The sequence below is a fragment of the Capnocytophaga sp. G1920 genome (assembly GCF_051417515.1).
In genome coordinates this window covers 1-25129 of record NZ_JBPRKH010000002.1, presented here as the reverse complement: position 1 = coordinate 25129, position 25129 = coordinate 1, and the positions used below count along the sequence as shown (strand labels likewise).

Sequence of the window (25129 nt, the reverse complement as noted above, 5' to 3'; positions counted from 1 at the left end):
CCTTCAAAAGAGGAATCGTAGCGATGCTTATCATATCTTTTAGCTATTGAAAATGGGTGACTCCAAACTTAGCAGCTTCAGCACGTGCTTTGGGTACTAAGGCAGTGAGGTTTTTGATACGAGAGGCATCAGAAGGGTGGGTGCTTAAAATAGTAGGTGTAGATTTACCATTATTCTTGGCACTCATACGCTTCCATAGCTCAGGAGCCTCAGCGGGGTCATAACCAGCAATTGCCATAATCTGGATACCTATTGCATCAGCTTCTGTTTCGTTGGAACGACTGAAAGGTAACATTACCCCTAAGTTAGACCCTAAGCCATAAGCGAGCATAAACTGGTCGGTATAAGCAGCGTATTTGCTAGTTTGCAAGGCTACCGAACCTGCAATAGCACCTATTTGTTGTAAGGTAGCAGCACTCATACGTTGTGCTCCGTGGTCGGCTAAAGCGTGAGCCACCTCGTGCCCCATTACCACTGCCAAACCTGTTTCGGATTGTGTAATAGGTAAAATTCCTGTATAGACCACAATCTTACCGCCTGGCATACACCAAGCGTTCACCTCAGGACTATCTACCAAGTTATATTCCCAACGATAATCATCTAAATAGCCTTTATAACCATTGGTATCAAGCCATAGTTTGGCAGCTTTGGCTATACGTTCGCCTACGCGTTTCACCATAGCGGCATCGTTTGTATTTTTCACTACCTTATTAGATTTTAAAAAGGTGGAATACTCACTAAAAGCCATCGGAAATACCTGACTATTAGGCATAAAGTTAAGAGTGCTCTTTCCTGTAAAAGGGTTTGTCTTACAAGAAAAGACAATTAAAAGGAATGCGATTAAAGTTAATTTCTTCATAAGATTTTATTTGAGGGCAAAGATACAAATAATAATCGGAAATACAATAGTAATACTTTATAAATTTTATTGTTAATGAAAAACAATAATATAATAGGTGAAAAGTATTCTTTTTACAGTGAGACTACGTGCCAGAAATCGAACAAATTGGTTTCAAAATTAAAAGAGAATTAAGGATATGCCTTGTGAAATGATTATTTTAAGACTTCAACTTTGCCAAAGTTTAAACTTTGGCAAAGTGTATACCGCAAAGGAAACTAGTAATTAGTATTGTAAATATATAGGACTCACATTAATATCAATAGGTGAAAAGTATTCTTTTTACAGTGAGACTACGTGCCAGAAATCGAACAAATTGGTTTTAAGATTAAAAGAAAATGAAGGTTGATTAATACAAGTACTATATGACTTTGGAGAAGCTGAGAAAAAAATGCTAAAATTTCTAAAATAGAGCATATTTTTTTAAAATAAGACAATAAAATTCTTTTTCATCTTTTAGTGAATTAAAAATAATAATTGTTTATATATCAGTTAGATATAAAATATACCTATCTTACCTTTTAGATGTAGCTTAACCGAAGGAAGAGCGAAGGTAAGACGAACCTAAGACGAAGGAAAGACGAAGGAAAGAGGTTACTAAGTTGAATCTCAATTAGTAGAAAGAGGTATTTACGTTATTGAGAAAAAAATCATAAAAACGTGATTTTGGCGAAAAAAATGCAATTTTTAGTGTGAGTAACTTTTGAGGAACGTTTATGAGAATTGAAAATAGAGAGATATAACTTTCGAGGAACTTCAACGGACTAATTGTCAGAAGAATGCGGTTGGCACAAGTTTTGTTGCTAAATAAAAAGTTGATAATATTTGGTGCTTTAAAAATAAAGTGCTACATTTGCGACTTCAAATTAGTACATAAAACAAAAAACTGCGTTAAAATTGCAAAACAATATGAGAAAACCATTATTAATGGCTGCTGCCTTACTGATTTCGGCAGTGGCGTTCGGACAAAAAAAAGAACTCAAAGAGATTGAAAAACAAATCCGTAAAGGAGATTTAACAACTGCCAAAAGCGGATTAAGTTCCATTAAAGGTTCTATTGAGGGTACTGAATTTGCACCTCAGTTCTATTTCTTGGAAGCACAAGTGAATGTGGAGGCTGCTAAGAAAAATGAAAATGTATTGCCTTCGTTGCAAGCGGCTTCTTCAGCTTTTGCCAAAGTAAGACAATTAGAAGGAGGTAAAGGCAAATACACAAACCAGTTGCAAACTTTGGCTGATGAGGCTATTAATATTGCAGCTAAGCAAGCACAAGACAATTACGAGCGTAAAAACTACAAGAATGCTTCGGTTGCTTTTGAACAAGTATACCGCCTCAGTCCGCGTGATACTGTATTTTTGTACAATGCGGCAGTAGTATCGGTTGAAAATAAAGATTATGACAACGCTGTGAAACTTTATAAAGAGTTGAAAGACTTAGGTTATGACGGTGCTGAAACACTTTATTTGGCTACTAATAAGCAAACTAAAAAAGAGGAAACTTTCCCTGATAAAAACCAGCGTGATTTGATGGTAAAAGCAGGTACTCACGAAAAAGCTAGAAATGAAAAAACGCCTTCAAAACGTGCTGATATCGTGAAGAATATTGCCTTTATTTACGTAGAGCAAAACAAGACTGATGAGGCGCTAAAAGCTTTTGCTGAAGCAAGAAAAGCTTATCCTAAAGATGCTAACATCATTCTTGCTGAAGCCAATGTTTACTTGCAATTAGACAATAAAGAAAAATTTAAACAACTAATGCAAGAAGCTGCACAGCTTGACCCTAATAATGCTGACCTTCACTACAATATTGGGGTTATCAATATGCAACAAGGTAACAATATAGAGGCTCGTAAAGCTTTTGAACAAGCACTTAAAATTAAGCCTAAATATGCTGATGCTACCTTGAACCTTTCGACTACTTACATTAATGAAGGTAATGCTTTGGTTGAGCAAATGAATTCATTAGGCAATTCGGCTGCTGATACTAAGAAATTCAATGAACTTAGAGACCAAAAAGAAGCTTTGTTTAAAAAAGCTGCTGAAGTATTAGAAAGCTACGTGAAAGCCAATGGCAACGATAAAAATATCTTGGAACAACTAAAGAGCATTTATGGAGCTTTGAGCGATAGTGCTAACTTCCAACGTGTTAAAAAACTATTGGGTGAATAATAATTTAGTATAAGATGTTCGTTAAAAGGTAACAGAGTTATGCTCTGTTACCTTTTACTTTTTATAAAGATAAAAATGCGTTATTTTATAGAACTTTCTTTCTTTGGTAAAAACTATTACGGTTGGCAATCCCAGCCCAAAGCTATTTCAGTGCAAGAAGTTTTACAGAAGGCTCTTTCTACTCTTTTGCGAACGCCTATAGAAGTTGTGGGAGCAGGTCGCACTGATAGTGGTGTGCACGCTTTGCAGATGTATGCTCACTTTGATGTGACAGAAGCGTTGCCCGCTACTCTAGTTCACAAGTTAAATGCTTTTCTTCCAAAAGATATAGCTGTTCATCATATATATGAAGTACAGCCTAATGCCCACGCCCGTTTTGACGCTTTGAAACGCACTTATCAGTACTATATTAGCACTCAGAAAGATGCTTTTGCTTACGATTATGCGATGGCATTTACTCTTCCGTTAAATCTAGCGCTTATGAATGAAGCGGCTCAAATACTTTTTTATTATACTGATTTTCAGTGTTTCTCTAAAACACATACCGATGTAAAGACATATAATTGCAAAATATACGAAGCGCATTGGGATAAGGTGGAGAACCAACTCATTTTTACTATTACCGCCGACCGTTTCTTGCGCAATATGGTACGGGCGATTGTAGGAACACTTATAGATGTAGGCTTACAGAAACTTTCGCTTACAGATTTTGAAGATATTATCATCAGTAAGAAACGCAGTAAAGCAGGAGCATCGGTTCCCGCTTGTGGGTTATATCTCACTCATATAGAATACCCCGAAAGTCTCTTTGTTGAAAAAAAGGATTAAATATTAGCATTATTCAGGAAGAATTACTACCTTTGCAAACTTTTAAAACAAAAACAGAAATGAAATATTTACAGAACAAATATTTAAAAATAGTTATAGCTGTGCTTATCATAGCGTGGGCGGTATATCAGTTCACACAGGGGAATATAGGTAATGGCATAGCGCTTATTTTGCTTTCTCTTATTCCTATTTTACTCTATTTTCGCAACGAATTTATACTTCTCACATTCTTACGTTTGCGCAAGCAAGACTTTGCAGGAATGGAAAAATGGCTCGGCAAAATAGCAGACCCTCAGACAGCTTTACTCCGTAAACAACAAGGCTATTACAACTATATGTACGGTATTATCTACTCGCAAAAGAACCTTACTCAAGCAGAAAAATACTTTCGTAAAGCTCTACAATTGGGACTTACGATGAGTTATGACGTAGCGATGGCAAAATTGAGTTTGGCAGGTATTATGATGCAAAAGCGGAAAAAACGCGAAGCACAGGAACTCCTCACTGAGGCTAAAAAGCTAGATAAACAAAACTTGATGAGCGACCAAATAAAGATGATGCAACAACAACTCAAGAAAATTTAAATCATAAAAAAGGCTGTCGTTTTAGACAGCCTTTTTTATGATTTGGTTCTAATATTTTATCCCTTTAAATACACTATTTTCTTAGTCTCGAAGAAAGGTTCATCGTAATAACTACTGATATCAGTGAGTTCTGCCTTAGGGAAAGGTGCTAACTCCTCAGTAAGGTCACCGCCTTTTAAGTAAAGAATACCATTAGGGAGGTCGTTTTTAGAAGTCTTCTTGAACTTTCCTTTTACCCAAGGCACAAAGTCCTTCATTTGAGTAACGGCACGACTTACCACAAAGTCGTAAGTATCTTTTAGTTCTTCGGCTCTTATCTGCATAGCCGTTACATTGGTGAGCCTTAAAACTTTTACTACTTCTTGTACTACTTTTATTTTCTTTCCGATAGAATCGACCAATGTAAACTGACAGTTAGGAAACATTATAGCCAAAGGTATGCCAGGAAAGCCTCCACCAGTACCGACATCTAATAGTACCGTGCCATCAACGAACTGAATGCGCTTAGCTATTGCCAAGCTATGCAACACGTGTCGTTCGTAGAAATCGTCTATATCTTTGCGCGAGATGACGTTTATTTGAGCATTCCACTTTTCGTACAGCGGTTTGAGCTCTGCAAATTGTTGTTGTTGCAACTCACTAAGTGAGGGAAAGTATTTGAGTATGATTTTCATAGTTGCTAAAAATGTATTACTTTTGCACCCGTTTTTATATATTATAATGAATTTACGAGCCTTATTATTGATTTTTTTGTGGGGAGGTTGCCTTTCGTTCTTTGCACAAGAGCGCGATACTACCTACATTCAACCTTATCTGCAAGAAATATGGCTCAGAGCATATACTCCTACCAAAATGCTCATACTTACGCAAGGGAAAGAGGTTTATTCACCCAACTATCCATTTAGTTTAGGAGTTGGAATAGGTTTGCGCAAGATATTAGGGCTTAACGTACTTTATGCACAGAACTTATTCCGACTAAAAAATGAAACAAATCTAAAAACTCGTAGTATTGATATACAAGCACATAAATACGGTAAACGCATACTTATAGATGCTTATTATCAAGACTATACAGGATTTTATATCGATAGAGGTAAAGGGAACTATACCCTCTTCCCTACCCTTTCTACCCAGCAAATAGGTGTAGAAAGCACTTACGTATGGCGTGCAGACAAGTTCTCGGCGCGAAGCTGCCTTTGAGCAAAGCGAACGCCAAGTGAAATCGGCGGGGAGTTTGCTTTTTGGCAGTGGTTTCTATTGGCATCGCATAGAGCCTGATGCTAAAACAGAGAATGTGAGTAGCGAGGCTTTTGAGAATTTCCAAATAGGTTTTCACGTGGGCTATGGCTATTCGTGGGTAGCTGGCAAACACTGGTTACTTACAGGGGCATTTATCGGTGGATTGAATTTTGGTAACCAAATGGACATACTGCAACAGCTGAATATTAAGGTTTATCCTACTTCTGTGACACGCTTTTCGTTTGTATATCTGAAAGATGATTGGACAGTAGCCTTATCGGGAATCTTTAATAACAAGTCAGTTTATCCTGCGGATAGCAAACCTATTCGCTTGATTACTCCCAGTGTACAACTATCGTTTACTAAGCATTTTTATCTCAAAAAGAAAAACTTTCTCACTCGATTGCCTTCCCTAAAAGTACGACCAACCCCTCAACGGAACGGGTAAAGATAAGATATTCATTACCACCTTCCACGATATGGTATTTCTTTTTAATTTCAGCTACCGATAACGGATAGTTTTTAGAGAGAATACAATATTTACTACCTTTCTTCAACTCTTTAGGATTGATAGGAGTTACCTGCAAAACACGTCCGGCAAAGGGCTTTTTTAGCTGCTTGGAAGTGTATAGATGAGTATTTACGTCCAACTTCTCTACCTCAAAATACTGCGTTATATAATTAAAAGCTCCTGATTTCAACAAAGCATTATTAGGAATATACAAGTATTGTTTAGGCACACTATATACCGCTTGAGAACTATGCAACACTTCTTCTGTAAATTGCAAAATAGGCTCTTCAGTCTCCAAATTCACACAATGTATTTGTACTTGTGTTTCTTTTTTAGGTTCTTGTACAACCAAAACCTCCTTTACTTCATTGCGCAAAGCTACCAAATGAATATGTGTTACCTTGGGTAGCGTATGCAACAGATAACTAATGTCTATCATAGGTGATAGTTTGGTAAGCACTTTATCTGCTTTTTGCAGTAGTACAGACTGTAACTCTAAGATATTAGGTGAGAGGTCTTCTAAGAGAAACTTCTTCTGTTTGAGTGCGTCTCTACGAGCAGGATCGAGATAAATAAGGTTGTAATGTGCTGTTGTTGCTTTCAAAAAAGCTTCTGCGCTTCCATTTATAAATGTAGCCTTGCGCCCTAATACCTGCCAATTATGTTCTACTTTGCTGAGAAGTTCCTTATTTTGTTCTACCAATGTAACTTCTTTAAACTTCTCTGAAAGAAAAAATGCATCAATACCAAACCCACAAGTCAGGTCTAAAAAACATTCTCCGTGTAAGCCTTGTGCCTTATACTGAGCGGTTGCCTCGGAGGAGGTTTGCTCTAAATTAAGTGTTGGAGGGAACAATATACCTTCCGCAGTAAGCAAAAAAGGGAGTTTTTTAGTTGCTGTACGTCTGCCTTCAATCTGTTGTACTAATTCTTTGTTAGAAATGCCATTGAACACAGTTTTTTTGAGGAGCAATGTTGTAGTTGCCCCCTCGTATTCCCTGATAAAGCGTTGTACATTCTCGTCTAACAAATTCATAGCGCGCAAAGATAGTGTATTTTTACAAAAATCAAAGCCATTTTTTGCGTTTGAAGTAGAAAATCATTGCTACTGAAATACCTATCATCACCAACCATACTAACGGATATGCCCACCATACTTCTAATTCAGGCATATACTTGAAATTCATACCGTATACCCCCACAATAAAAGTAAGCGGAATAAAAATAGTAGAAATAAGGGTGAGCAAGCGCATAATGTTGTTCATCTTGTTACTCATTGCCCCCATATAAGTATCCGTAAGTCCCCAAAGGATATCGCGGTAAGTGCTGAGTGTTTCCACAATTTGCACCGTGTGGTCGTGGAGGTCACGGAAATAATGCTTGGTATCGGTGTCGATAAGATGATGAGGGGTTTTCTCTATCTTGTTTACTACCTCACGCGAGGGCGTAATCGATTTTTGCAAAAAGATAGCACTCTTTCTCAACAACTGGATTTCGGAAATCATATCTTCACGAGGGTGAATAATAATATCATCTTCAATGGTTTCAATCTTATCGCTTACTTTATCCAAAATCACAAAATAGTTGTCTACAATAGCATCTAAGAGTCCGAATAGCAAATAGTCAGCGGGGCGTTTGCGCAGACTGCTATCGGCGTTTTGCAAACGTTTGCGTACGGGGTCAAACACGTCTTCGTCTTCACTTTCTTGAAAAGTGATGAGGTAGTTTTTACCCAATAATAATGCTAAGTGCTCTGAAATGAGTTGCTTATCTTTGCCGTAGTACAGCATTTTAATGATCACAAGAATATGTTCATCGAGGATTTCTACTTTCGGACGGTGTTCGGTATCGAGTACGTCTTCCAAAAATAGGTTATCTAAATGAGTATAAGCACCTAACTTTTTTACTTCCTCAATATTGTTTAAGCCGTTTACATTCACCCACGTGATACGGCTATCGATTATAAATTTAAGGGCTTCCTCAGCCGAAGAGACTTTCTTTACCTCACAAGAATGCTCGTTATAGGCAAAGACTTCTATATTGAGAGGCTTCTCTTTATTACCGAAATACACCAGACTACCGGCAGGCAAACCTACCTTTTTGGAGCGATTTGCCTTGCGTTTCCTCTTGGTAGTAGAGACTATATTTTTACTCATATATAATTATTATATTAAAATATTGTTTATTAATATTTTATTAAAACATTTTAAAGTTAAAGTATAAGTATTATAACAAAAACGAAAGCATTAGTAAGCGTAATAAATGCTTGTTACTTTTATTTAAATTGGTGGTTAATATACTGATTATTAGATTATTTTCACATTTATATACATAGTAAATAGATACTTTATAGAATATGTATTAAATAAAAGGTTTACATTTTTATTGTAAGTTACTTATATTCAGTAGTTATTAGCTTGTAAAACACCCAACCTTGTATTCTTTCTTCTTGTACTAAGGATAGTCCTACTGAGTTTAAAAATTGACTAAAATCTTCTGTTCTTTTTAGCTTAGGAAGGTAATAACTAATCTTTGCATATTCACAAGCAATGAGAAAAATGCCTTTGTCTGAAAGTATACGTTTGACTTCCAAAAAAGCCTCTTTGAGGTCTTGCCAATGGAAGTGTGTTTGAAAAGCAGTTATCAAATCAAAAGTTTTATCACCAAATGAGGTATGCCGAATGTCCTCTAACTGAAAGATAGCCTTTGTATGAAGCTTCTTTGCTTCCTTAATAGCGATTTTGGATATTTCAATTCCCCAAACTTCACTATGAGGAAAATATTCAGTGAGCAGGACAGTTGATTTGCCATTTCCTACTCCTATATCTAATATTTTTCGTGGAGCTTCTGACGGTTTATAAAGTCCTAATGCCCATTGTACCATTGGTATATAAACACGATTAAAAAGTTTCATCATTATTACACCTACAAAACCCGAAGGCTTTTTAGACTGCTGAATTAGGTAATAAAGCAGGAGTATTAAGATTGAAAAAGTAAGGGCTGTTAGAAAAATAATTTTCACTTGTTAATTGTGGTTTTAAGAGACTACCTTACCGAACTCCTCAGAGAATTTGGTAGGAGTAAACTCAATGACCTGGTAGGTTGCTATTTTGTGCTGATAAAAAGGGTCTTGGGCAATGATAGTTTCTACCTCTCCCCTACTACCTGCCTTGCACAAAATTATACCACCTACACGGGGTACTTGTGCTCCTGAAGCGACAAAATGTCCTGAAGCATAATGCTTATCTAAATAAGCGCGATGTGCTTCTAAATGTTTTTCAACCTCTGAAAGGTCTTTTTGATACGTTAAAATAATGATGTACATATTTTAGTTATTAGTCGTTAGTTTTTAATTGTTTTATGGAGTTGTATTGGCTACTTGTAATACTTTTCCATTGAATACCTTACTACCATTAAGGGCAAAATCGGCAATGTAGCGTGCCATTTGCTGTGGGGTGATATTAGCTTTATAATCAGGGAAGGCTTCAGTGAGCATTTCGGTCTGTACCGCACCTAAGGCTAAAGTATTGAAAACGATACCGCGCTCTTTGTATTCTTCGGCTAAGAGCTCCGATAAGGTAATAAGAGCACCTTTAGAGGAGCTATACGCTGCCAAACCGCTAAACTTCAAACTCCCTTGCACACCTCCCATACTGCTAATACTTACCACGTGCGAGCCATTCCTCATAAAAGGCAATACTTTCTGAGTGAGTTGCGCCACTCCGAACACATTCACCTTATACACTTCTAAAAAGTCAGTTTCAGTAAGTTGTTCAAAGGGTTTATTGATGAGTTTTCCTGCGTTATGAATGAGTATATCCACGCACTGCCATTGTTGCAAATAAGTGACTACCGTTTGTATGTCTTCTGTTTTTGTAATATCAAAAGGGAAACAATGCACATTAGGCAATTGCAGTGCCTCTATAGTAGCAGTATGCCGCGAAAGGGCTAAAATGTTATGCCCTTCCGCAGCCAACTGTTGTACCAGCGCAAAGCCTATACCTCTGCTGGTTCCTGTTATGATGATGTTTTTCATATTATCCTAAGAGATGTGTTTCTCCTACAACATACAAAACAAGGTATCCTATCACCATACTGATAAGCCCTACGATAAGCCCCATTTTTAGCATATCGTTCTGTTTTACTAAGCCTGTAGAGTACGCAATGGCATTCGGAGGCGTAGAAATAGGTAAGCACATCGCTGATGATGCTGCTAGAGCTATTCCAATAAGCACTGTAGAGGTACCCCCTATTGCGCTTAGGTTTTCTCCCATTCCTTGACAAATAGTTACCAAAATAGGAATTAACAAAGCTGCCGCAGCAGTATTGGAAATAAAGTTGCTGAGAAGATAACAAATAAGTCCTGAGGCAATCAATACTATTATAGGCGACCACGACCCAAATGGAATGGTATCAATAGCAAGTTCGGCTAAGCCCGATTCATTGATACCTAAACCTAAAGCGAAACCTCCTGCTACCATCCAGATAACACTCCAATTGATGGACTGTAGGTCTTTGGCGGTAATCACGCCTGTTGCTGCAAAAATACCCATAGGCACTAAGGCAACGGTATTGGCATCAATGCCTGTTAGTTCACTGGGGAGTAGCCATAAAAGAATGGTAACGATAAAAGTGCCACTTACTACCCACATACGCCAACCTTGGTGTACTTTTCCTAAAATATGTAAGTTAATTGTTTTTTGAGTAAAAGGGAAGAATTTTAATATAAGTCGCCACGAGATGAAGAGTAACAAAAGTACCAATGGGAACATAAACGACATCCATTCGCCGAAATCAACGCCCATATTCAGTCCTTTGGGGTCGTTGAGAGCTTGCAGAGCAATAGCGTTAGGAGGTGTACCGATAGGGGTAGCCATACCGCCCAAGTTAGCAGCAATCGGGATACTCATCGTGAGTGCGGTACGTCCTTTGCCACTTGCAGGCAATGCTGCAAAAACAGGTGTAAGGAAAGTGAGCATCATAGCTGCCGTAGCAGTATTGCTCACAAACATTGAGAAAATACCCGTAATGAGCAGGAAACCCAATAACACATTCTCGCTTTTATTCCCAAACGGACGTATCAAATTCTTGGCAAGCAAGACGTCTAACCCCGATTTGGTGGCGGCAATAGCCAAGAAAAAACCACCTAAAAAGAGTATAATTACAGGGTTGGCAAAGGTAGCCATAATCTCTTTACTGCTGAGTAGTTTTCCGAAAATCTCGTTCTCTTCTCCTTTAAAGAAGAACAGACTGTGGTTAGAAACCGTTAAACACATTAGAGTGATGATACCCAGCGAAGTAGCCCACGAAGAGATAGCCTCACTAATCCACATAAGAGTGGCAAACACAAAAATAGCGATAATTCGCTGATGTACGACCGTTAGTCCGCTAATATGAAACATTTGAGTAGGTAAATTCCACACTACAGCGGTTACAATCACTATACATATCAAAGCGATAAGGTGTTTTTTTTCAAAGTGATTGGTCATTACATTTTCTAATTCTTTAGACATAATATTTTGGTAAGTTTAAAAAGTTATTTGCTATTTAACAAACGAATGGCAAAAGTACAAAAAAAGAATAATTCATCAAAGAAAAACAATGGAAATTTCATAACAATTATACAAACATACTTAGCATAGAGTTTCACCGAACAATAAATGAAAGAAGAACGAACCTACAGTGGGTCTACAGTGGGTCTACAGTGGGTCTACAGTGGCTCTACAGTGGGTCTACAGTGGGTCTACAGTGGGTCTACAGTGGGTCTACAGTGGGTCTACAGTGGGTCTACAGTGGGTCTACAGTGGGTCTACAGTGGGTCTACAGTGGCTCTACAGTGGCTCTACAGTGGCTCTACAGTGGCTCTACAGTGGCTCTACAGTGGCTCTACTCTATATGAGAAGCGAATACAAAGACTAATTTACTAATTACTAAATCGGCGAATAAGCTTTATTAACTCGTCCGAAATTCCCAATTTAAGAAGAAAAAATAGACTGACTCCCCCTACGAGTAATGATTTTAAGCTGATATTTACAAGAGGGTGAAACGGAAAGTCCCAAAAGAAGAAACCTCCTATGGCTACGATACCAAAGAGGGTGGTCTGTAACGTTTCTTTATAAAAAGGCTGTAAGTTGTATTTGCGATACACAAAAACCGACTTGAGTAGGTTATATGAACTAAAAGCGATTAGGGTTGCTAATCCCGCCCCATTGATGCCGTAAAGCGGTATGAGCCACATATTCATTAAAACAGTGCCTATGACCAAAAAAACACCCAAAAACAGTACGGTACGATAGTAAGGTGAATTGAGCAATACCGCATTATTGAAGCCTACTAAGGCGTCCGATAGCTTTACTACTGATATTATGACAAGCACCGTGAGTCCTGTGCTGTAATCCTTATCGGGCAGAAGAACGTAACACTGCTGGGCATTCACGATGATAAGCACACAAATCACCATACTCACAAAATAAGTGTTCACAGTGCTGCGCTTATACAGGTCGGATAGCTCTTTTGGCTTGCTTTGATTCATAAATTGTGCCGTCAGTGGACTCACAATCTGGTACATACTCCTATACGGAATAGCAATCACCGTAGCTGTAAAAATGGCTACATTGTAAACCGCTATTTCGCCAATGGGCAAGTATTGGTTCAGCATAAACTTATCAATATCCATCAATACGGAAGCTACTGATCCCGATAAAATCACAAAAAGGCTGTACAAAAAGACTTCTTTCTTGTTCTTAGGCAATCCCCAAGCAAATTGCGGTCGGCGTACATAGAAAGCGAAAACGAACATCAAGAGCATACGCAAGGCATACACCCAAAATACACCCCATATCAGTTGGTGAAAGTCGATGAGCTGGAAATAAATGGCTAATAGCAGGAGCATCACCCCTACCCTATGGAATACCTCTTTAAGGAAATTGCCAAAGACAGTTTTTAGCTGTACACGCGTCCACGCATAAGCAATTTCAAAGTAAGCCATCGCTATGGAAGTGAGGAAGATGAGAAAAACGTAATCGCGTACTTCTTCGTTTTTAGCCGAAAGCCATTGCGCAATCTGTTCGTACCCAATTACTCCGACAAAGGTGGCAGGAACAATGATGAGCAAAGGCAAAAAGCAAAGCATTAGGTTGAATTGCGCTTGCTCTTTCTTATCTCGATAAGCGGTATAATAACGCACCAAGGTATTGTTCACCCCAAAGGCGATAAGAGGGGACAGAATGGTGGCAGTGGAAGTAACATAACTCACTAATCCGTACTGAGCTTTGGAGAGGAAGTAAGTAAACAAGAAAAGGGTGTTCAGTGCCCCTATGGCAAACCCTAAATAGGTAGCCACCACATTCTTAAACGATTGACGGAGCACTATTCCCATAAACTATTGTATTTTAAAGTTGAATTTGTGTTCAAAAAACGACTGCCACTCGGGTGCGTGTTGTAAGCCTAAGTGGTAATAATGAGTAGCTTCCTCTAAATCGTCTAATCCGTAATAAGCCAAAGCAATACGATAGTAATTCTCTAGCTCGTGTGGGTAGATTTGCACTATATCGGCAATGATAGATAAGGCTTCTCGGTATTTTTGAGAGAGCAATAGTAGGTCAATCCATTCGATGAGGGTAGTATAGGAATAATCGCCGTTTTGTACCGCTTTCCGATAGCCGTATTCTGCTTCTTTTAGGTTCTGAAAGTGATAATAATTCAGCTCGGCATAACGGCGCCAATAATAAGGCTCATTAGATTCAAAAGTAAGTACCTTTTTAATGTATTTTAGAGCCTTAGCGTGATTATGACGCAAGTAATGGAAGTCAGCTAAGGTAATCCACGCTTTGTCTAATTGAGGATCTTCGTGTATAGCCCTGAAATAATACTCTTCTGCCTTGGCATCATTACGCATTTTCTCATAACAACGCCCAATGTGCAGATAAGCTAAAGCCGAAGGGTCGTCTAACGTAAGAGTAATCTTATAGTTTTCGATAGCTTTTTCGTAATCTTCCATCATTTCGAGCACACGAGCTTTCTCGAAATAAGCCCCCGTGAAAGTATCGTCGCTGATGATAGCAAAATCAAAACAACGCAAGGCATTTTTATGGTCGGTAATGGATAGATACAGCTTACCGAGGTAATACCAAGCAACTTCACAATAAGGATTTTGGTCTAAGTAAGTGTTTAGAAAGTCGGTTGCCTCTTGCACTTCCCCCAACACCTCATAGCAGAACACCAACTGTTGGAGTGCGGTATAATCCTGAGGGTCTTCTTTCAAACATTTGGTAAAATACTTTTTGGCATTGGTATAATCCTCCGTATAGAGGTATTCCATTGCCATTAGGGCATAGATATTCGAAACGTCATCGGTAAGTGTGATGGCGTATTGTAGCAACTCAATAGCGCGATGATGTTTGTTCATTTTAGAGTACAAATTAGCCTGTTGCACGTGCACTTCAGCATTCATAGGTTCTATGAGCAACAGTTCATTGAGGAGTTCCGAAGCCTCTTCTAAGCGGTCTTCAAACACCAATTGTTCTGCATTTAGCAATTTAAGTGATGAAGCATCGGGGTGCTGAGACAAACCGATTTCCAAGGCACGTTTCGCTTTGCTAATGCGTCCGTATTCTAAGTAATATTCTACGATTTCTTCAAATTCATCAACGTCGAAAAAGAGAATGTTATTCTCTTTGAGCATCAATTCGAATTTGGTAACCGCGTAGTTTTCTTCTTCTGGTAACATCATTTTAGTTAAGAGGTTTTTTGGCAATCCTCTATTTTTAAGTTCGCTATTTTTTCTCTTTTACGCCTATAAAAATATCTACTTCGGAAGCATCTCCTTGCTGAGACTTCTCGGAGTAGCACTCATAGTCATATATATAAGTGCGATTGAGTGTGGCGTCGTTGTCCCAGATATGTTGCCACATCGCCCCTACTGCCTGAGGCATTGCGCCTTTGGCTACAAACTTTTGAAAGGTTTGTTCAGGGAATTCCCTGCCCTCTAAGCCGTCGGGAATCGTGCTGAGCGTGGTAACTTCCACCCCTATTATACAAGTGTAAGGCTCGGTATAGTCCTTTTGGTAATCAGTGTAGATGCCGTAAATGGCATCGCTTATCTTATTGGGTATTTTTGCCAAAAGTTGCTCGCTAAAAAAGCGTTGCCAAAGGTTTCCGATGTCTTGCATCGCCTGTCCGTTCTGATTCGTTGTGCGCACACTGATTCCTATGATTTTCATTTTCTTATATGATTAATTCTTTGTCGTTTTCCCTCGTTTAGTTTTTTCTATAATTATAGACATTTTGGATTTTTAGAATTTATCTTATAAAATCTTTACCTATTTCCTTTTTAACGGTATTAAAAATTTCAGGGTTATTCATTTCTTGCCAATTGTATTTTAAATACTTAGTTCGGTCAAAGTTATTGTTTTTCCTCATATAAATCCAAATGAAATCTTTATCACATATAACTATTCTATTGGCATTTAATCTAAGAGCATACGATTGTGCTTGCTGAAAAGTTTCTTCTAGCTCTGCATTAGATTTGATATAAAACTTTGTTTCTAATATCATTTTGCCTCTCTCATAACCTTTTTTGGTTTCAGCAAAGAACACATAATCAGGAAAATTGCGCTCTCCTCGTCCCATTCTTACAGGAAGCTGTCGAACCCAATCTTTTTCTGAATAATTGAGGTCGTTCAAAAAAGGTTCTACTATTTTGAGTTCTACTTCTCGTTCGTTTTTGCAATCTTTATTAGGAGCAAAATTGGCAGATGAGAGTTTAGGTAACTGAGAAATATCCTCTCCTTTTTGTTCTAGTATTTCTAAAATACGTGTATAATCTTCATTATGAAGTCTTGTACCATTCACTCCTTGAAAGTTCTTACGAACAATTGGAAGTTCTTTCAAGTGTTCATCTGTTTTTATCTCAGTAAGAGTAATAGGTTTAATATGTTGGATATGTCCTATATGTGTTTCTCCATAATACCAGAAAAAAGGGTCACGAATACCATCGGTGACTGCTCTACAAACAAATTCTATACTACTTTTGGGCGAAAGACAATACATAAGGATAATATCACCTTTTACTGCATCTTCATTCCCTGACCAAAAGGCAGTAGTATCAGCTTTTGCTTCACTTAGAAATTTGTAATCTCCATTTTTTACTCCACCTCCTGTTATCCAAATATTAGTAGGTTCAGGTAAAACCTCTTCTTTCTCTTTCCCGATAAATTTAGGAGCAAAATCATAAAGAAAAGCACATAGTTCAAATATGGTAAGATTATTTTGTTTTCTAAATTCATTCCAAAGTTTACAAAATTCTAAGTAGTATAAAGCTCTTTCTCTTTTGTCTTTTCTTAGAGGAACTTTTGGCAATTCTACATTAAAGGTATCTGCTATTTTCTGTAGTTTAGCAAAATTTAATTGAAAGAAGTAGGGGATATAAAAATCTTCATCCTCATCTTTATAGTTGAAAAGACTTAATGATAAAGGTTCTATGTAAGAAATAATAAAATCATAACTTTCTGGGGGAAATATGAGAAAAGCTTCCTCTTCTTCTTCATCAAATCCTTCTAATCCATTGTCTAAAAAATATAAATATAAATCTTTAATTTTTACATTTGGAGGAAAAACAGAAAAACTAACAAAGGTATCTATAATATCAATACAGCACTCCAAATCTTTATTTTTTTCCTCTACAAATTTTAAAAGAATATCATCTAGAAATCCTTCCTCAAAAAGCTTAATCACTTCTTGCCCTTCTTTGCTCTCTTTATAGTTGTTCCAAATGAATTGATTTAGTTCCATATGGTTTTATTTTTTGGTTTTTACCTCAAAACACTCTGGCAAAGCTCATTTTTATCACCTTTTTGTACAATAACCTTTGCCAAAGTGCTGTGATTAACCATTAATCATTAACAATTAATCATTGTTTATACATTTTTTCCCTCAATTCCTGAATATTCTTGTCGTCCATATACTCATCAAAGGTCATATAGCGGTCGATAATGCCACTAGGGGTAAGCTCGATGATACGATTGGCGACGGTTTGCGAAAATTCGTGGTCGTGGGTGGTGAAAAGCACGGTGTCTTTGAAGTTTTTCAGCGAGTTGTTGAAGGCGGTGATGCTCTCCAAATCCAAGTGGTTAGTAGGTTCGTTGAGCATAAGCACATTGGCGCGCAACATCATCATACGGCTGAGCATACAGCGCACTTTCTCGCCTCCTGAGAGCACTTTGCAGTTTTTGAGAGCTTCCTCGCCACTGAAAAGCATCTTGCCCAAGAACCCGCGCACGTATACTTCCTCGCGCTCTTCCTCTGTTTTCGCCCATTGGCGCAACCAATCCACCAAAGAAAGGTCTTGAGTGAAGAAATCGGAGCTATCCACCGGCAGGTAAGACTGCGAGGTGGTAATTCCCCACGCAAAGGTACCCGCATCGGGCTTGAGGTTGCCGTTGAGAATCTCATAAAAGGCAGTGGTAGCACGTGAATCCTTAGAAATCACGGCTACTTTGTCGTCTTTGGCAAGGTTGATGTCTACATTTTGGAACAATACCTGTCCGTCGATAGAAGCAGCGAGGTTTTCCACGTGTAGGATTTGGTCGCCAGCCTCGCGGTCGCGTTCGAAAATGATGGCAGGGTAACGACGAGAGGACGGTTTGATTTCCTCGATATTGAGTTTCTCCAACATCTTCTTACGAGAGGTTGCCTGCTTTGATTTTGCCACGTTGGCACTAAAGCGCGCGATAAATTCTTGCAACTCTTTGGCTTTCTCTTCTGCTTTTTTGTTCTGCTGGGCACGCTGACGGGCTGCCAACTGACTACTTTCGTACCAGAAAGTATAGTTACCCGAAAAATGGTTGATTTTTCCGAAGTCAATATCCGAGATATGGGTACAAACGGCATCAAGGAAGTGGCGGTCGTGAGAAACGACAATCACCGTATTGTCATAGTTTGCCAAAAAGTTCTCCAGCCAGCTGATAGTCTCGAAGTCGAGGTCGTTCGTAGGCTCGTCCATTATGAGTACATCGGGGTTGCCAAAGAGGGCTTGTGCCAAAAGTACCCGCACCTTGAGCTTGCCGTCCATTTCGGACATCATAGTGTAGTGCATATCTTCGGTAATGCCTAAATTGGAAAGCAGTGCAGCGGCATCACTCTCGGCATTCCATCCGTTCATTTCATCAAACTGTATTTGTAGCTCACCAATGCGTTCGGCGTGCTCATCGGAATAGTCGGCATAGAGGTCGTCCATCTCTTTTTTGACTTTGGAGAGGACTTTGTTGCCCATAATCACCGTGTCGAGCACAGTATAGTCGTCATAAGCGTAGTGGTCTTGTTCGAGCACCGACATACGCTTGCCCGGTTCGAGGATCACACGTCCCGAAGTAGGTTCTTGCTTGCCAGAAAGGATTTTTAGGAAGGTAGATTTGCCTGCTCCATTGGCACCGATGATGCCGTAGCAGTTGCCTTGTGTAAAGGTTACGTTTACCTCATCGAAGAGGACGCGCTTGCCGAATTGTACGGATAAATTGGATACTGATAACATTGTTAATGATTAATGTTTAATGATAAATGACTATTTGTTTTTGTAATGACCATAAGCAGTCGCTAAGACCACTAACTTTTTTTCTTCAAAGATTTCATAAACAAGCCTATGCTTGTCATTGATACGCCGAGAATATACAAGGCGTTCTCCCTTACCTTTGAGACGCTCCACCTTGCCCGTTCCTGTTGTCGGGTGTTGCTTTATTTCTTCGATAAGGTTAAGTATTCTCTCAACAATTTTTTTCTGTCCTGAACTTATATGCTTTGCCATATCTTCAGAAAAAACCTCTGTTTCTTCCAAAGAATACGTTTCTAATTCTTCCATTATTACAAATATTTAGCTCTAAGTTCTTCTATAGTAACTTTAGTTCTTTTGCTTTTCATAGAGCGGTCTATTTTTGCAAAGAACTCTTTCTCCGCCATTTCTGTATCATCTTTTTTTTCTTCTTTGATGATTCTAATGTCTGTGGCTTTAAACTTTTTCAATATTTCCTCTATAATAGGAAAATCTATTGCTTTTACATTTGTTTGAAAAGTTATTGTTTCCATAAAATAATGTTTTAACGTTTTATTAAATATCTACGGTAAAGATAACATTGAGCTCTTTGTCTAAAGCGTTTTTATAGAACTCTAAAAGTCCTTCGCTCCAGTCTAAAAGAAATGTAAGATTATCCTCATCTTTTGGGAGGGTATATTCCTCTTCGGGGATTTTATCAAAATTGTTTTTAATAGTTTCTTGTAGGTTATTGGTTTCCAGATAAGCTACAATATCTTTGATAACTTCGGGCTTTTTGAGCGAAATAACATAGTCATTGTGGTCTAAAATCAGTTCCCCACCGAAAACAACATTGTATGGTACTTTGTTTTCTTCATTCCACGTGCCTTTCCCAAGACAAAACTGAACTCCTTCCCACGCTTTGTTAATCTCAAAGCCTTCAGAAGTATTAAATAGTTCTTCTTCTATTTCTTCAAGCATATAGTCGTACATCTCGTCTATATCTTGCGCTTTTAATTGTTCTAACGCTTCATCAGTAATAGCGTAAAGCATTCCTAATCGTGCCATAATGTATTGTTTTAAAGTGCAAAAGTACGGAATATTTGTGAGATATGAAAATAATAGCAATTGTATAGAGAAGTTATTTCTGAGCTGTTACAATAACCGCCATTGAAGTTTTAGGATTGAAAGGTTCTTTTTTGAAGTTGCCGTATAGTTTAAGGTCTTTAAAACCTATTTGAGAGAGCCATTGGGTGAGTTCTTGGGAAAGAATAGGCTGTAAAAGCTCTTCATTGGCAATAGTTTTGTCCAAAACTGTCCTAAATATTACCTTGTTATTGCTATTTAAGTGATAAGAACGCTCAAACTTTACTTTTTCGTTCTCTATTAGAGGCAGGTTACCGAGAAAATTACCTTCTTTCTGGGCAAAATACTTCTCAAAGTTTACCATTTGCAAGATGAGTTTGCCTCCTTGCGTGAGTTGGTTATAAGCTTTTTTAAGAAAAGTCTGCACTTCGTCTTTATTATCCAAATGTGGGAGCGTGTTCCCAATGTTGATAATGGTATCGAACATAGGTAAAGTATCGATAGCAAGCATATTAAGCTCTTGCACTTCAACACCCTTGGCAGTAGCCTGAGCAATAAGTGCTTTACTGAGGTCGATAGCCGTAACATCATAGCCCTGTGCGCGCAGATAGGCGGTAAGGTTGCCCGTACCTGCCCCTACATCAAGAACTGTCTTGCCGTACACTTCGGCATCGAAAAAGACTTTATGTGCAGGCGATAGCGGAAAGATAGCATCGTATTTCTCAGCGATACTATTGTAGAATTGTGACATATTTTTTAATGATAAATGATTAATTGTTAATGATTAATGGAACAGAAACACTTAATTTGTAAATATTTCTGTACTGATGTATCTCCTTTTTATTTGCGATGTTTAAATCGGTATTTTGTTCGAATGAGGGGTAGATGATAAGGCAATCTATCAACCTATTGTCGTCTATTTTTAGGGCTTTATAAACCCTTTCTAAACGCGCATAAGCACTCACCTGACGAATGTCGTCTATCACTCTACTATCTTCATAAACAGTTTTGTATTTGGCATCAATCACCATTTTGTATTCTGGAGTGTTGAGCAAGAAATCTAATTCGGTATAATCAGCTGTAAAATGATAGTGCACCTCTCCCCTACTGCCGAACTGTTCTTGTAGTTTTTTGTATACATATAACTCAAAAAGTTTTGGCATATCTATCCAAAAAGGCGGAATAGCTATTTTTTGTTGGGTTGTTTCGGTGATATTATACGAAAAACGCTTCAAAATCTGCTTTCCGATGCGAATAGCTTCCTCATATTCTTTAAAAAAAGAATTGGTAGTGATTTTTTTGAGGTTTTCTACATCGAGTTCTTCTGAAATCAACTCAAAATGCGGACTACAATACGTAATAAGTTCTCGAATAGACTCGTCATTACCTGCAAAATAATTAGAGTGTGTATTCTTAAAGCTGATGATAAACTGCAAAACTTTCTTCAAAAAGCGATTTTCGAGGCTATCCATTCCAAACTCTTGATACCTACATACGTGGGCTGTGAGTTTGTTCTTAAAAACATTTTGTTTGAGGTGTTTATCTAACTGTATCTTGCCTTTGATGCGGTTATTAAGATTCTCCTCCACCGTGTAGTAGGATTTTTTAAGTCCTTTGCGCACAATACGCTTCAGTAGCAATAGAAATTGCACTATTAGAAAAGGCGTGAGCGTGTCTTTTTGCTGTTCGATGGCAATTAGTGGTTCGTCCCAATAGATTTTGATAAGATTTTGTGTATGTTTGGGGTCGAGCGCCGTAATGTTGAGAAGCATTTTTAGATAGTCGATTTCTGCCCATTCTTCCTCTTGGGTAGGTAAGCCTTCAACAATCTGTTTTTTGTTCATTTTAGGCTCTATATATACGAATTTGTGATGTTTTACCAACCACAAAGCTCCCACGTAATAGCCTGCCTGCAAACACACTTCTTCCTCATTTGTACAACTGATTTCAAAAGGATATATAGAATTTCCCCATTTATCTTTCTTCAATACATACGGACAAATCTTAGGTATTGCTTCAAAGTAAATGCTTCCCTCTTCTTTTTTGATACTATAGGGTTGATGTTCAAGAAGGGTTATTTTCATAGACTAATGTTTTAATTTCTTGCATTTGTTCTTCAATTCTTATATTATCTATGAGTATTCCATCTTTTATGTATTCCAATAGAATAGGCTTGATTTCGTATTCCCAACGAATAGACATAGGCACATCTTTTCCATCGCTGTATTTTTTCTGAATAAAATACGACTGTCCAAGCCACACATCTTCTGGTTTAAATTCGGGTGATAAGGTTTTGGCACGTTTTAATTCAGTATCTGTATTGTTAATATATTCATCATAGTTCTCAATAAAGAGCTTACTTACTGCTTTAAACAAGTTTTTATCAAAATTCTCTTCTAACTCCTTAGGCAACACATTCACAAAGGCAAAACGCCGACGAATGGCATAATCTATATGTCCTACCGAGCGGTCAGCCGTATTCATTGTACCGATGATGTAGAGATTAGGCGGTAACGTGAAACTATTGTCACCATCGATAGCATACATACTCTCCACGGATTCCCCACGATATTCCAAGGCATAGATGAGTTCCCCCAATACTGTTGAAAGGTTCGCACGGTTGATTTCGTCAATTACAAGAAAATAAGATTTCTTCCTTTTGAAATCATTAGCCCATTTTATGAAATAGTCAGTTATAAATTTCCAGCCCCATTTGTGATAGTTTTTATAAAAACTATCGAATTTATCATCTAAATTTCTTTGACAAAATTCTTCAATAGGAATACCTGCTAAATTATGATTGCGTCCACTTAAATATCGCAATTCGTTATTTTGTATAAAATTATATTTAAGTTCTTTCCCTTCATCAAAATGAACTTCTCGCCCCTCTTTCTTTTCTTTTTCAAGAAAATCTCTAAAATTTTCCCATTTAATAGGTTCTTGGAATGCTTTTAAGGCTTTCTCTGCAAACTCAGCTAACACTTTATTTTCAGCTGTATAGACAATGCCCCCACCTGTTTCATTGGGTTGCGCTACAATGCCCCTTACAAAATCTTCATAAGAGTAACTGGGGTGAAACTGAATCAGTTTAAACTGCTCATTACCCTCTAAACTATCATTGTCATTCAAACCTAATAGCTGTTTGGCAATACGCTTGGCTTCACGGGTTTTACCTGTACCTGGAGGACCTTGTAAAATGATTTGGTGCTTGTAATGTAGTAGGTCGATAATCGTAGGCTTAATCGCTTGATTTGTCATATTACTTTCTATTGTTTCAAATTCTACTTTGTATTTCTTTTCAAAAACATATTCCCTGAAATAACTATTATCATAACTTTTAGGATAAGTTTCCTTATCAAGTGCTATCTCTTCTTTGACAGCATTTTTGATATCAGGGTAATATGTTTCAATATGTTGTGGGGTTCCCTGATAATAAAGAAAAGCATTGTTAGGTCTTTCAAACTCTTCCCTTCTCAATTTTGGGATATCTACTTCCCTTCCTGTAATAAAAAGAAATTCTTTGGGACTTACACTTAAACAAATCCTCTTCCCTATGTGATAACGAAGTGATTTTTCATCTAATCTAACACTGAATACTTGATTTTCGGTATCTTCTAATGCTAAATCCTCTATAATATTTCCTAATTTGTAAAAGAAAACAGATGCCCAATGCTTAGGAATCTTATCCAATACGTTTCTAAATGCTTTTTCTGAAGAAGTTGTCATATTCTGGTGCACAATATCCTGAGCCAATAGCAAAGGTTCATCAAAACCTTGTGGAATAAAGTTGCTCGTGAGTTGTTTTAACTCAGGATTGTTAAAATAAGTCGTGATTTCGGTAAGTAACTCAATAAAATGCTCGTATTTGCGTTCTTTTCGAGAAACTTCTCCTAAATACTCACATAACTTAGTATAAATATCCCTTTTATAAAAAGTATACTCATTAGGGAATTTCAGCGTCAGTAAAAAAGAAAGAGTGCGCTCATCAATTTTTGTACTAAAATTTGTATTGCTTTTTTCTTTTAAGTCATCAATAACATTTTCAGTGAAAGTCCTGCATATTCCCAATTTGGTATAGAAATCATCAGCCCCATAAACAATACCCAACAATTCCTTTAATTTCGTTGGATAGTTTTCTCCTAACGCTTCCAATATACCAAAAGGACGGTAATCTACTAAATTGTCCTTTTTCCGAAAAGCCTCTTTAAACATTTCGTAAAAATCACGGGCATTAATATCCCAATGCTGCTCAAAATGTTCTATTGCCTGCCATTTGTACACTTCATCGGGATTAGAAGGCTTTTCTTGTAAGAAACGAATGTAATTGCTTATGAGTGCTTGTATTTTCTCATTCATAGTATTTCGGTTTTTGCGCAACAAAATTACTCAATTTTCTGTATAAACAAAAAGAGCTACCCGATTTTTCATTCAGATAGCCCTTTTAAAAAGTTCTTATTTAGTAGTTAAAAAATCATATAAATCCAATTCTCGAAAAGCCTTATGAAGCAAACGACTCTTATCGTTAAAAGCCTCTTCCATTGATATCATTGTCTCTGAGCGCGACACGCCTTGAATGTCGTCTATCATATAAATAACTTCCTTAGCGTGCTTCACCCCCTTTGTCCTAATTTTACAAAACAGATTGTATTTCCCCGAAGTAATGTGTGCCTCTGTTACAAACGGGATAGCCTCTAATTGTTCCAAAACATACTCAGCTTGATGATTGCGCTCCAAAAAGATACCCACATAAGCAATAAAAGTATATCCCATTCTCTCGTAATCTACTGAAATGGCAGAACTTTTTATAATTTCCAATTCTTCCATTTTTCTTATCCGTACATTCACTGTCCCCGACGATATATCAAGTGCCTTAGCAACATCTATATAGGGTTTTCGTGCATCTTCTATAAGAATATCCAATATCTTAAGATCCATTTCATCTAATCTATATTTTGCCATCTACATTAAGTTTATGAGTTCTTTTTTTTAAAAGCGCAAAGTAACAATGTTTTTTTGTATATTCCAAATTGCAACATACTTTTTAAGTTGAAGTCTACCTATAACCTTTTTTTTATCTCTGCCTTACCTTCAACTCTCCTTCTACTTAGGTTCGTTGTTCCTTCGTTCATCGTTCGTCTTTTGTTCGTTGTAGAGCTACTGTAGACCCACTATAGACCCACTATAGACCCACTGTAGACCCACTGTAGACCCACTGTAGACCCACTGTAGACCCACTGTAGACCCACTGTAGACCCACTGTAGACCCACTGTAGACCCACTGTAGACCCACT

General features: G+C 37.7%; 26 protein-coding genes. 6 read left to right on the top strand and 20 right to left on the bottom strand.

Translation table 11 applies throughout. The features are described 5' to 3' along the window. Nucleotides 1-43: 43 nt before the first annotated feature. Nucleotides 44-859: a M48 family metallopeptidase gene (locus tag ACSQ7D_RS02015; protein WP_015782949.1), complete on the bottom strand. Its 816-nt coding sequence runs from the start codon at nt 857-859 to the stop codon at nt 44-46. Between the two features lie 948 nt (nt 860-1807). On the opposite strand from ACSQ7D_RS02015, the gene ACSQ7D_RS02010 reads away from it, so the two are divergent. From ACSQ7D_RS02010 to ACSQ7D_RS02000, 3 genes are read left to right on the top strand one after another with little or no spacing between them, the layout of a single operon-like run. Next, a complete protein-coding gene (locus ACSQ7D_RS02010) occupies nt 1808-3067 on the top strand; it encodes a tetratricopeptide repeat protein (RefSeq protein WP_016479570.1) in 1260 nt (419 codons plus the stop codon). Between the two features lie 39 nt (nt 3068-3106). Then, nucleotides 3107-3895 (top strand): tRNA pseudouridine(38-40) synthase TruA, encoded by a 789-nt coding sequence (truA, locus tag ACSQ7D_RS02005; RefSeq protein WP_437135193.1) that lies wholly within the window; start codon nt 3107-3109, stop codon nt 3893-3895. A 59-nt stretch (nt 3896-3954) separates the two neighbouring features. Beyond that, entirely contained in the window at nt 3955-4479 is a 525-nt protein-coding gene (locus ACSQ7D_RS02000; protein WP_009421613.1) for a membrane protein, read from the top strand. A 56-nt stretch (nt 4480-4535) separates the two neighbouring features. On the opposite strand, the gene rsmG is transcribed toward ACSQ7D_RS02000, so the two are convergent. Beyond that, a complete protein-coding gene (gene rsmG / locus ACSQ7D_RS01995; RefSeq protein WP_264860524.1) occupies nt 4536-5153 on the bottom strand; it encodes a 16S rRNA (guanine(527)-N(7))-methyltransferase RsmG in 618 nt (205 codons plus the stop codon). Between the two features lie 46 nt (nt 5154-5199). On the opposite strand from rsmG, the gene ACSQ7D_RS01990 reads away from it, so the two are divergent. Both ACSQ7D_RS01990 and ACSQ7D_RS01985 read left to right on the top strand, forming a co-directional pair. Then, nucleotides 5200-5679 (top strand): DUF4421 family protein, encoded by a 480-nt coding sequence (locus tag ACSQ7D_RS01990; RefSeq protein WP_437135192.1) that lies wholly within the window; start codon nt 5200-5202, stop codon nt 5677-5679. Continuing rightward, nucleotides 5645-6166 (top strand): DUF4421 family protein, encoded by a 522-nt coding sequence (locus ACSQ7D_RS01985; RefSeq protein ID WP_437135191.1) that lies wholly within the window; start codon nt 5645-5647, stop codon nt 6164-6166. Before ACSQ7D_RS01990 ends, ACSQ7D_RS01985 begins: the two co-directional genes overlap by 35 nt. On the opposite strand, the gene ACSQ7D_RS01980 is transcribed toward ACSQ7D_RS01985, so the two are convergent. The 6 genes from ACSQ7D_RS01980 to ACSQ7D_RS01955 form a co-directional block, all read right to left on the bottom strand. Continuing rightward, entirely contained in the window at nt 6114-7265 is a 1152-nt protein-coding gene (locus ACSQ7D_RS01980) for a class I SAM-dependent methyltransferase (protein ID WP_437135298.1), read from the bottom strand. The genes ACSQ7D_RS01985 and ACSQ7D_RS01980 overlap by 53 nt on opposite strands. Nucleotides 7266-7296: 31 nt before the next feature. After that, nucleotides 7297-8385, bottom strand: coding sequence for a magnesium/cobalt transporter CorA (corA, locus tag ACSQ7D_RS01975; protein ID WP_437135190.1), 1089 nt, complete (start codon nt 8383-8385; stop codon nt 7297-7299). Between the two features lie 236 nt (nt 8386-8621). Next, nucleotides 8622-9146: a class I SAM-dependent methyltransferase gene (locus ACSQ7D_RS01970; protein ID WP_255493648.1), complete on the bottom strand. Its 525-nt coding sequence runs from the start codon at nt 9144-9146 to the stop codon at nt 8622-8624. Between the two features lie 120 nt (nt 9147-9266). Further along, nucleotides 9267-9554 carry a YciI family protein gene (locus tag ACSQ7D_RS01965; protein WP_015782942.1) on the bottom strand — a complete coding sequence of 96 codons (288 nt, stop codon included), beginning with the start codon at nt 9552-9554 and terminating at the stop codon, nt 9267-9269. Nucleotides 9555-9587: 33 nt separating this feature from the next. Continuing rightward, complete coding sequence (locus ACSQ7D_RS01960) at nt 9588-10265, bottom strand: SDR family NAD(P)-dependent oxidoreductase (RefSeq protein WP_437135189.1); 678 nt, start codon at nt 10263-10265, stop codon at nt 9588-9590. Nucleotide 10266: 1 nt separating this feature from the next. Next, nucleotides 10267-11742, bottom strand: a complete 1476-nt coding sequence (locus ACSQ7D_RS01955; RefSeq protein WP_437135188.1) for an SLC13 family permease — start codon at nt 11740-11742, stop codon at nt 10267-10269. Nucleotides 11743-11889: 147 nt separating this feature from the next. On the opposite strand from ACSQ7D_RS01955, the gene ACSQ7D_RS01950 reads away from it, so the two are divergent. Beyond that, nucleotides 11890-12156 carry a hypothetical protein gene (locus ACSQ7D_RS01950; RefSeq protein ID WP_437135187.1) on the top strand — a complete coding sequence of 89 codons (267 nt, stop codon included), beginning with the start codon at nt 11890-11892 and terminating at the stop codon, nt 12154-12156. Here ACSQ7D_RS01950 and ACSQ7D_RS01945 read toward each other — a convergent pair. From ACSQ7D_RS01945 to ACSQ7D_RS01890, 12 genes are all read right to left on the bottom strand, one after another. Beyond that, a complete protein-coding gene (locus tag ACSQ7D_RS01945; protein WP_437135186.1) occupies nt 12153-13607 on the bottom strand; it encodes a lipopolysaccharide biosynthesis protein in 1455 nt (484 codons plus the stop codon). The two genes, ACSQ7D_RS01950 and ACSQ7D_RS01945, sit on opposite strands and share 4 nt — an antisense overlap. A gap of 3 nt (nt 13608-13610) precedes the next feature. Further along, nucleotides 13611-14960, bottom strand: a complete 1350-nt coding sequence (locus ACSQ7D_RS01940; RefSeq protein ID WP_437135185.1) for a tetratricopeptide repeat protein — start codon at nt 14958-14960, stop codon at nt 13611-13613. Nucleotides 14961-15003: 43 nt separating this feature from the next. Beyond that, nucleotides 15004-15450, bottom strand: a complete 447-nt coding sequence (locus tag ACSQ7D_RS01935; protein ID WP_437135184.1) for a GyrI-like domain-containing protein — start codon at nt 15448-15450, stop codon at nt 15004-15006. Nucleotides 15451-15529: 79 nt separating this feature from the next. Further along, entirely contained in the window at nt 15530-17020 is a 1491-nt protein-coding gene (locus ACSQ7D_RS01930; RefSeq protein ID WP_437135183.1) for a restriction endonuclease subunit R, read from the bottom strand. Between the two features lie 118 nt (nt 17021-17138). Continuing rightward, nucleotides 17139-18758, bottom strand: a complete 1620-nt coding sequence (locus ACSQ7D_RS01925) for an ABC-F family ATP-binding cassette domain-containing protein (RefSeq protein WP_437135182.1) — start codon at nt 18756-18758, stop codon at nt 17139-17141. A gap of 30 nt (nt 18759-18788) precedes the next feature. Continuing rightward, complete coding sequence (locus ACSQ7D_RS01920; RefSeq protein WP_002671928.1) at nt 18789-19082, bottom strand: Txe/YoeB family addiction module toxin; 294 nt, start codon at nt 19080-19082, stop codon at nt 18789-18791. A 2-nt stretch (nt 19083-19084) separates the two neighbouring features. Continuing rightward, nucleotides 19085-19306, bottom strand: coding sequence for a hypothetical protein (locus tag ACSQ7D_RS01915; RefSeq protein ID WP_009750482.1), 222 nt, complete (start codon nt 19304-19306; stop codon nt 19085-19087). A gap of 22 nt (nt 19307-19328) precedes the next feature. Continuing rightward, nucleotides 19329-19820 (bottom strand): YfbM family protein, encoded by a 492-nt coding sequence (locus ACSQ7D_RS01910; protein ID WP_009422092.1) that lies wholly within the window; start codon nt 19818-19820, stop codon nt 19329-19331. Between the two features lie 73 nt (nt 19821-19893). Beyond that, nucleotides 19894-20589 (bottom strand): class I SAM-dependent methyltransferase, encoded by a 696-nt coding sequence (locus ACSQ7D_RS01905; RefSeq protein WP_437135181.1) that lies wholly within the window; start codon nt 20587-20589, stop codon nt 19894-19896. A gap of 19 nt (nt 20590-20608) precedes the next feature. Beyond that, nucleotides 20609-21922, bottom strand: a complete 1314-nt coding sequence (locus ACSQ7D_RS01900) for a 5-methylcytosine restriction system specificity protein McrC (protein ID WP_437135180.1) — start codon at nt 21920-21922, stop codon at nt 20609-20611. Beyond that, nucleotides 21903-24194 (bottom strand): McrB family protein, encoded by a 2292-nt coding sequence (locus tag ACSQ7D_RS01895; RefSeq protein ID WP_437135179.1) that lies wholly within the window; start codon nt 24192-24194, stop codon nt 21903-21905. The genes ACSQ7D_RS01900 and ACSQ7D_RS01895 overlap by 20 nt, the downstream gene beginning before the upstream one ends. Nucleotides 24195-24290: 96 nt before the next feature. After that, a complete protein-coding gene (locus ACSQ7D_RS01890; RefSeq protein WP_015782926.1) occupies nt 24291-24797 on the bottom strand; it encodes an Lrp/AsnC family transcriptional regulator in 507 nt (168 codons plus the stop codon). Between the last annotated feature and the right edge of the window lie 332 nt (nt 24798-25129).

What these genes read in the sequence shown, in the direction of transcription:
- ACSQ7D_RS02015 (WP_015782949.1), bottom strand. Translation starts at nt 859, where the DNA reads ATGAAGAAATTAACTTTAATCGCATTCCTTTTAATTGTCTTTTCTTGT.
- ACSQ7D_RS02010 (WP_016479570.1), top strand. Translation starts at nt 1,808, where the DNA reads ATGAGAAAACCATTATTAATGGCTGCTGCCTTACTGATTTCGGCAGTG.
- truA (WP_437135193.1), top strand. Translation starts at nt 3,107, where the DNA reads ATGCTCTGTTACCTTTTACTTTTTATAAAGATAAAAATGCGTTATTTT.
- ACSQ7D_RS02000 (WP_009421613.1), top strand. Translation starts at nt 3,955, where the DNA reads ATGAAATATTTACAGAACAAATATTTAAAAATAGTTATAGCTGTGCTT.
- rsmG (WP_264860524.1), bottom strand. Translation starts at nt 5,153, where the DNA reads ATGAAAATCATACTCAAATACTTTCCCTCACTTAGTGAGTTGCAACAA.
- ACSQ7D_RS01990 (WP_437135192.1), top strand. Translation starts at nt 5,200, where the DNA reads ATGAATTTACGAGCCTTATTATTGATTTTTTTGTGGGGAGGTTGCCTT.
- ACSQ7D_RS01980 (WP_437135298.1), bottom strand. Translation starts at nt 7,265, where the DNA reads ATGAATTTGTTAGACGAGAATGTACAACGCTTTATCAGGGAATACGAG.
- corA (WP_437135190.1), bottom strand. Translation starts at nt 8,385, where the DNA reads ATGAGTAAAAATATAGTCTCTACTACCAAGAGGAAACGCAAGGCAAAT.
- ACSQ7D_RS01970 (WP_255493648.1), bottom strand. Translation starts at nt 9,146, where the DNA reads ATGATGAAACTTTTTAATCGTGTTTATATACCAATGGTACAATGGGCA.
- ACSQ7D_RS01965 (WP_015782942.1), bottom strand. Translation starts at nt 9,554, where the DNA reads ATGTACATCATTATTTTAACGTATCAAAAAGACCTTTCAGAGGTTGAA.
- ACSQ7D_RS01960 (WP_437135189.1), bottom strand. Translation starts at nt 10,265, where the DNA reads ATGAAAAACATCATCATAACAGGAACCAGCAGAGGTATAGGCTTTGCG.
- ACSQ7D_RS01955 (WP_437135188.1), bottom strand. Translation starts at nt 11,742, where the DNA reads ATGTCTAAAGAATTAGAAAATGTAATGACCAATCACTTTGAAAAAAAA.
- ACSQ7D_RS01950 (WP_437135187.1), top strand. Translation starts at nt 11,890, where the DNA reads ATGAAAGAAGAACGAACCTACAGTGGGTCTACAGTGGGTCTACAGTGG.
- ACSQ7D_RS01945 (WP_437135186.1), bottom strand. Translation starts at nt 13,607, where the DNA reads ATGGGAATAGTGCTCCGTCAATCGTTTAAGAATGTGGTGGCTACCTAT.
- ACSQ7D_RS01940 (WP_437135185.1), bottom strand. Translation starts at nt 14,960, where the DNA reads ATGATGTTACCAGAAGAAGAAAACTACGCGGTTACCAAATTCGAATTG.
- ACSQ7D_RS01935 (WP_437135184.1), bottom strand. Translation starts at nt 15,450, where the DNA reads ATGAAAATCATAGGAATCAGTGTGCGCACAACGAATCAGAACGGACAG.
- ACSQ7D_RS01930 (WP_437135183.1), bottom strand. Translation starts at nt 17,020, where the DNA reads ATGGAACTAAATCAATTCATTTGGAACAACTATAAAGAGAGCAAAGAA.
- ACSQ7D_RS01925 (WP_437135182.1), bottom strand. Translation starts at nt 18,758, where the DNA reads ATGTTATCAGTATCCAATTTATCCGTACAATTCGGCAAGCGCGTCCTC.
- ACSQ7D_RS01920 (WP_002671928.1), bottom strand. Translation starts at nt 19,082, where the DNA reads ATGGAAGAATTAGAAACGTATTCTTTGGAAGAAACAGAGGTTTTTTCT.
- ACSQ7D_RS01915 (WP_009750482.1), bottom strand. Translation starts at nt 19,306, where the DNA reads ATGGAAACAATAACTTTTCAAACAAATGTAAAAGCAATAGATTTTCCT.
- ACSQ7D_RS01910 (WP_009422092.1), bottom strand. Translation starts at nt 19,820, where the DNA reads ATGGCACGATTAGGAATGCTTTACGCTATTACTGATGAAGCGTTAGAA.
- ACSQ7D_RS01905 (WP_437135181.1), bottom strand. Translation starts at nt 20,589, where the DNA reads ATGTCACAATTCTACAATAGTATCGCTGAGAAATACGATGCTATCTTT.
- ACSQ7D_RS01900 (WP_437135180.1), bottom strand. Translation starts at nt 21,922, where the DNA reads ATGAAAATAACCCTTCTTGAACATCAACCCTATAGTATCAAAAAAGAA.
- ACSQ7D_RS01895 (WP_437135179.1), bottom strand. Translation starts at nt 24,194, where the DNA reads ATGAATGAGAAAATACAAGCACTCATAAGCAATTACATTCGTTTCTTA.
- ACSQ7D_RS01890 (WP_015782926.1), bottom strand. Translation starts at nt 24,797, where the DNA reads ATGGCAAAATATAGATTAGATGAAATGGATCTTAAGATATTGGATATT.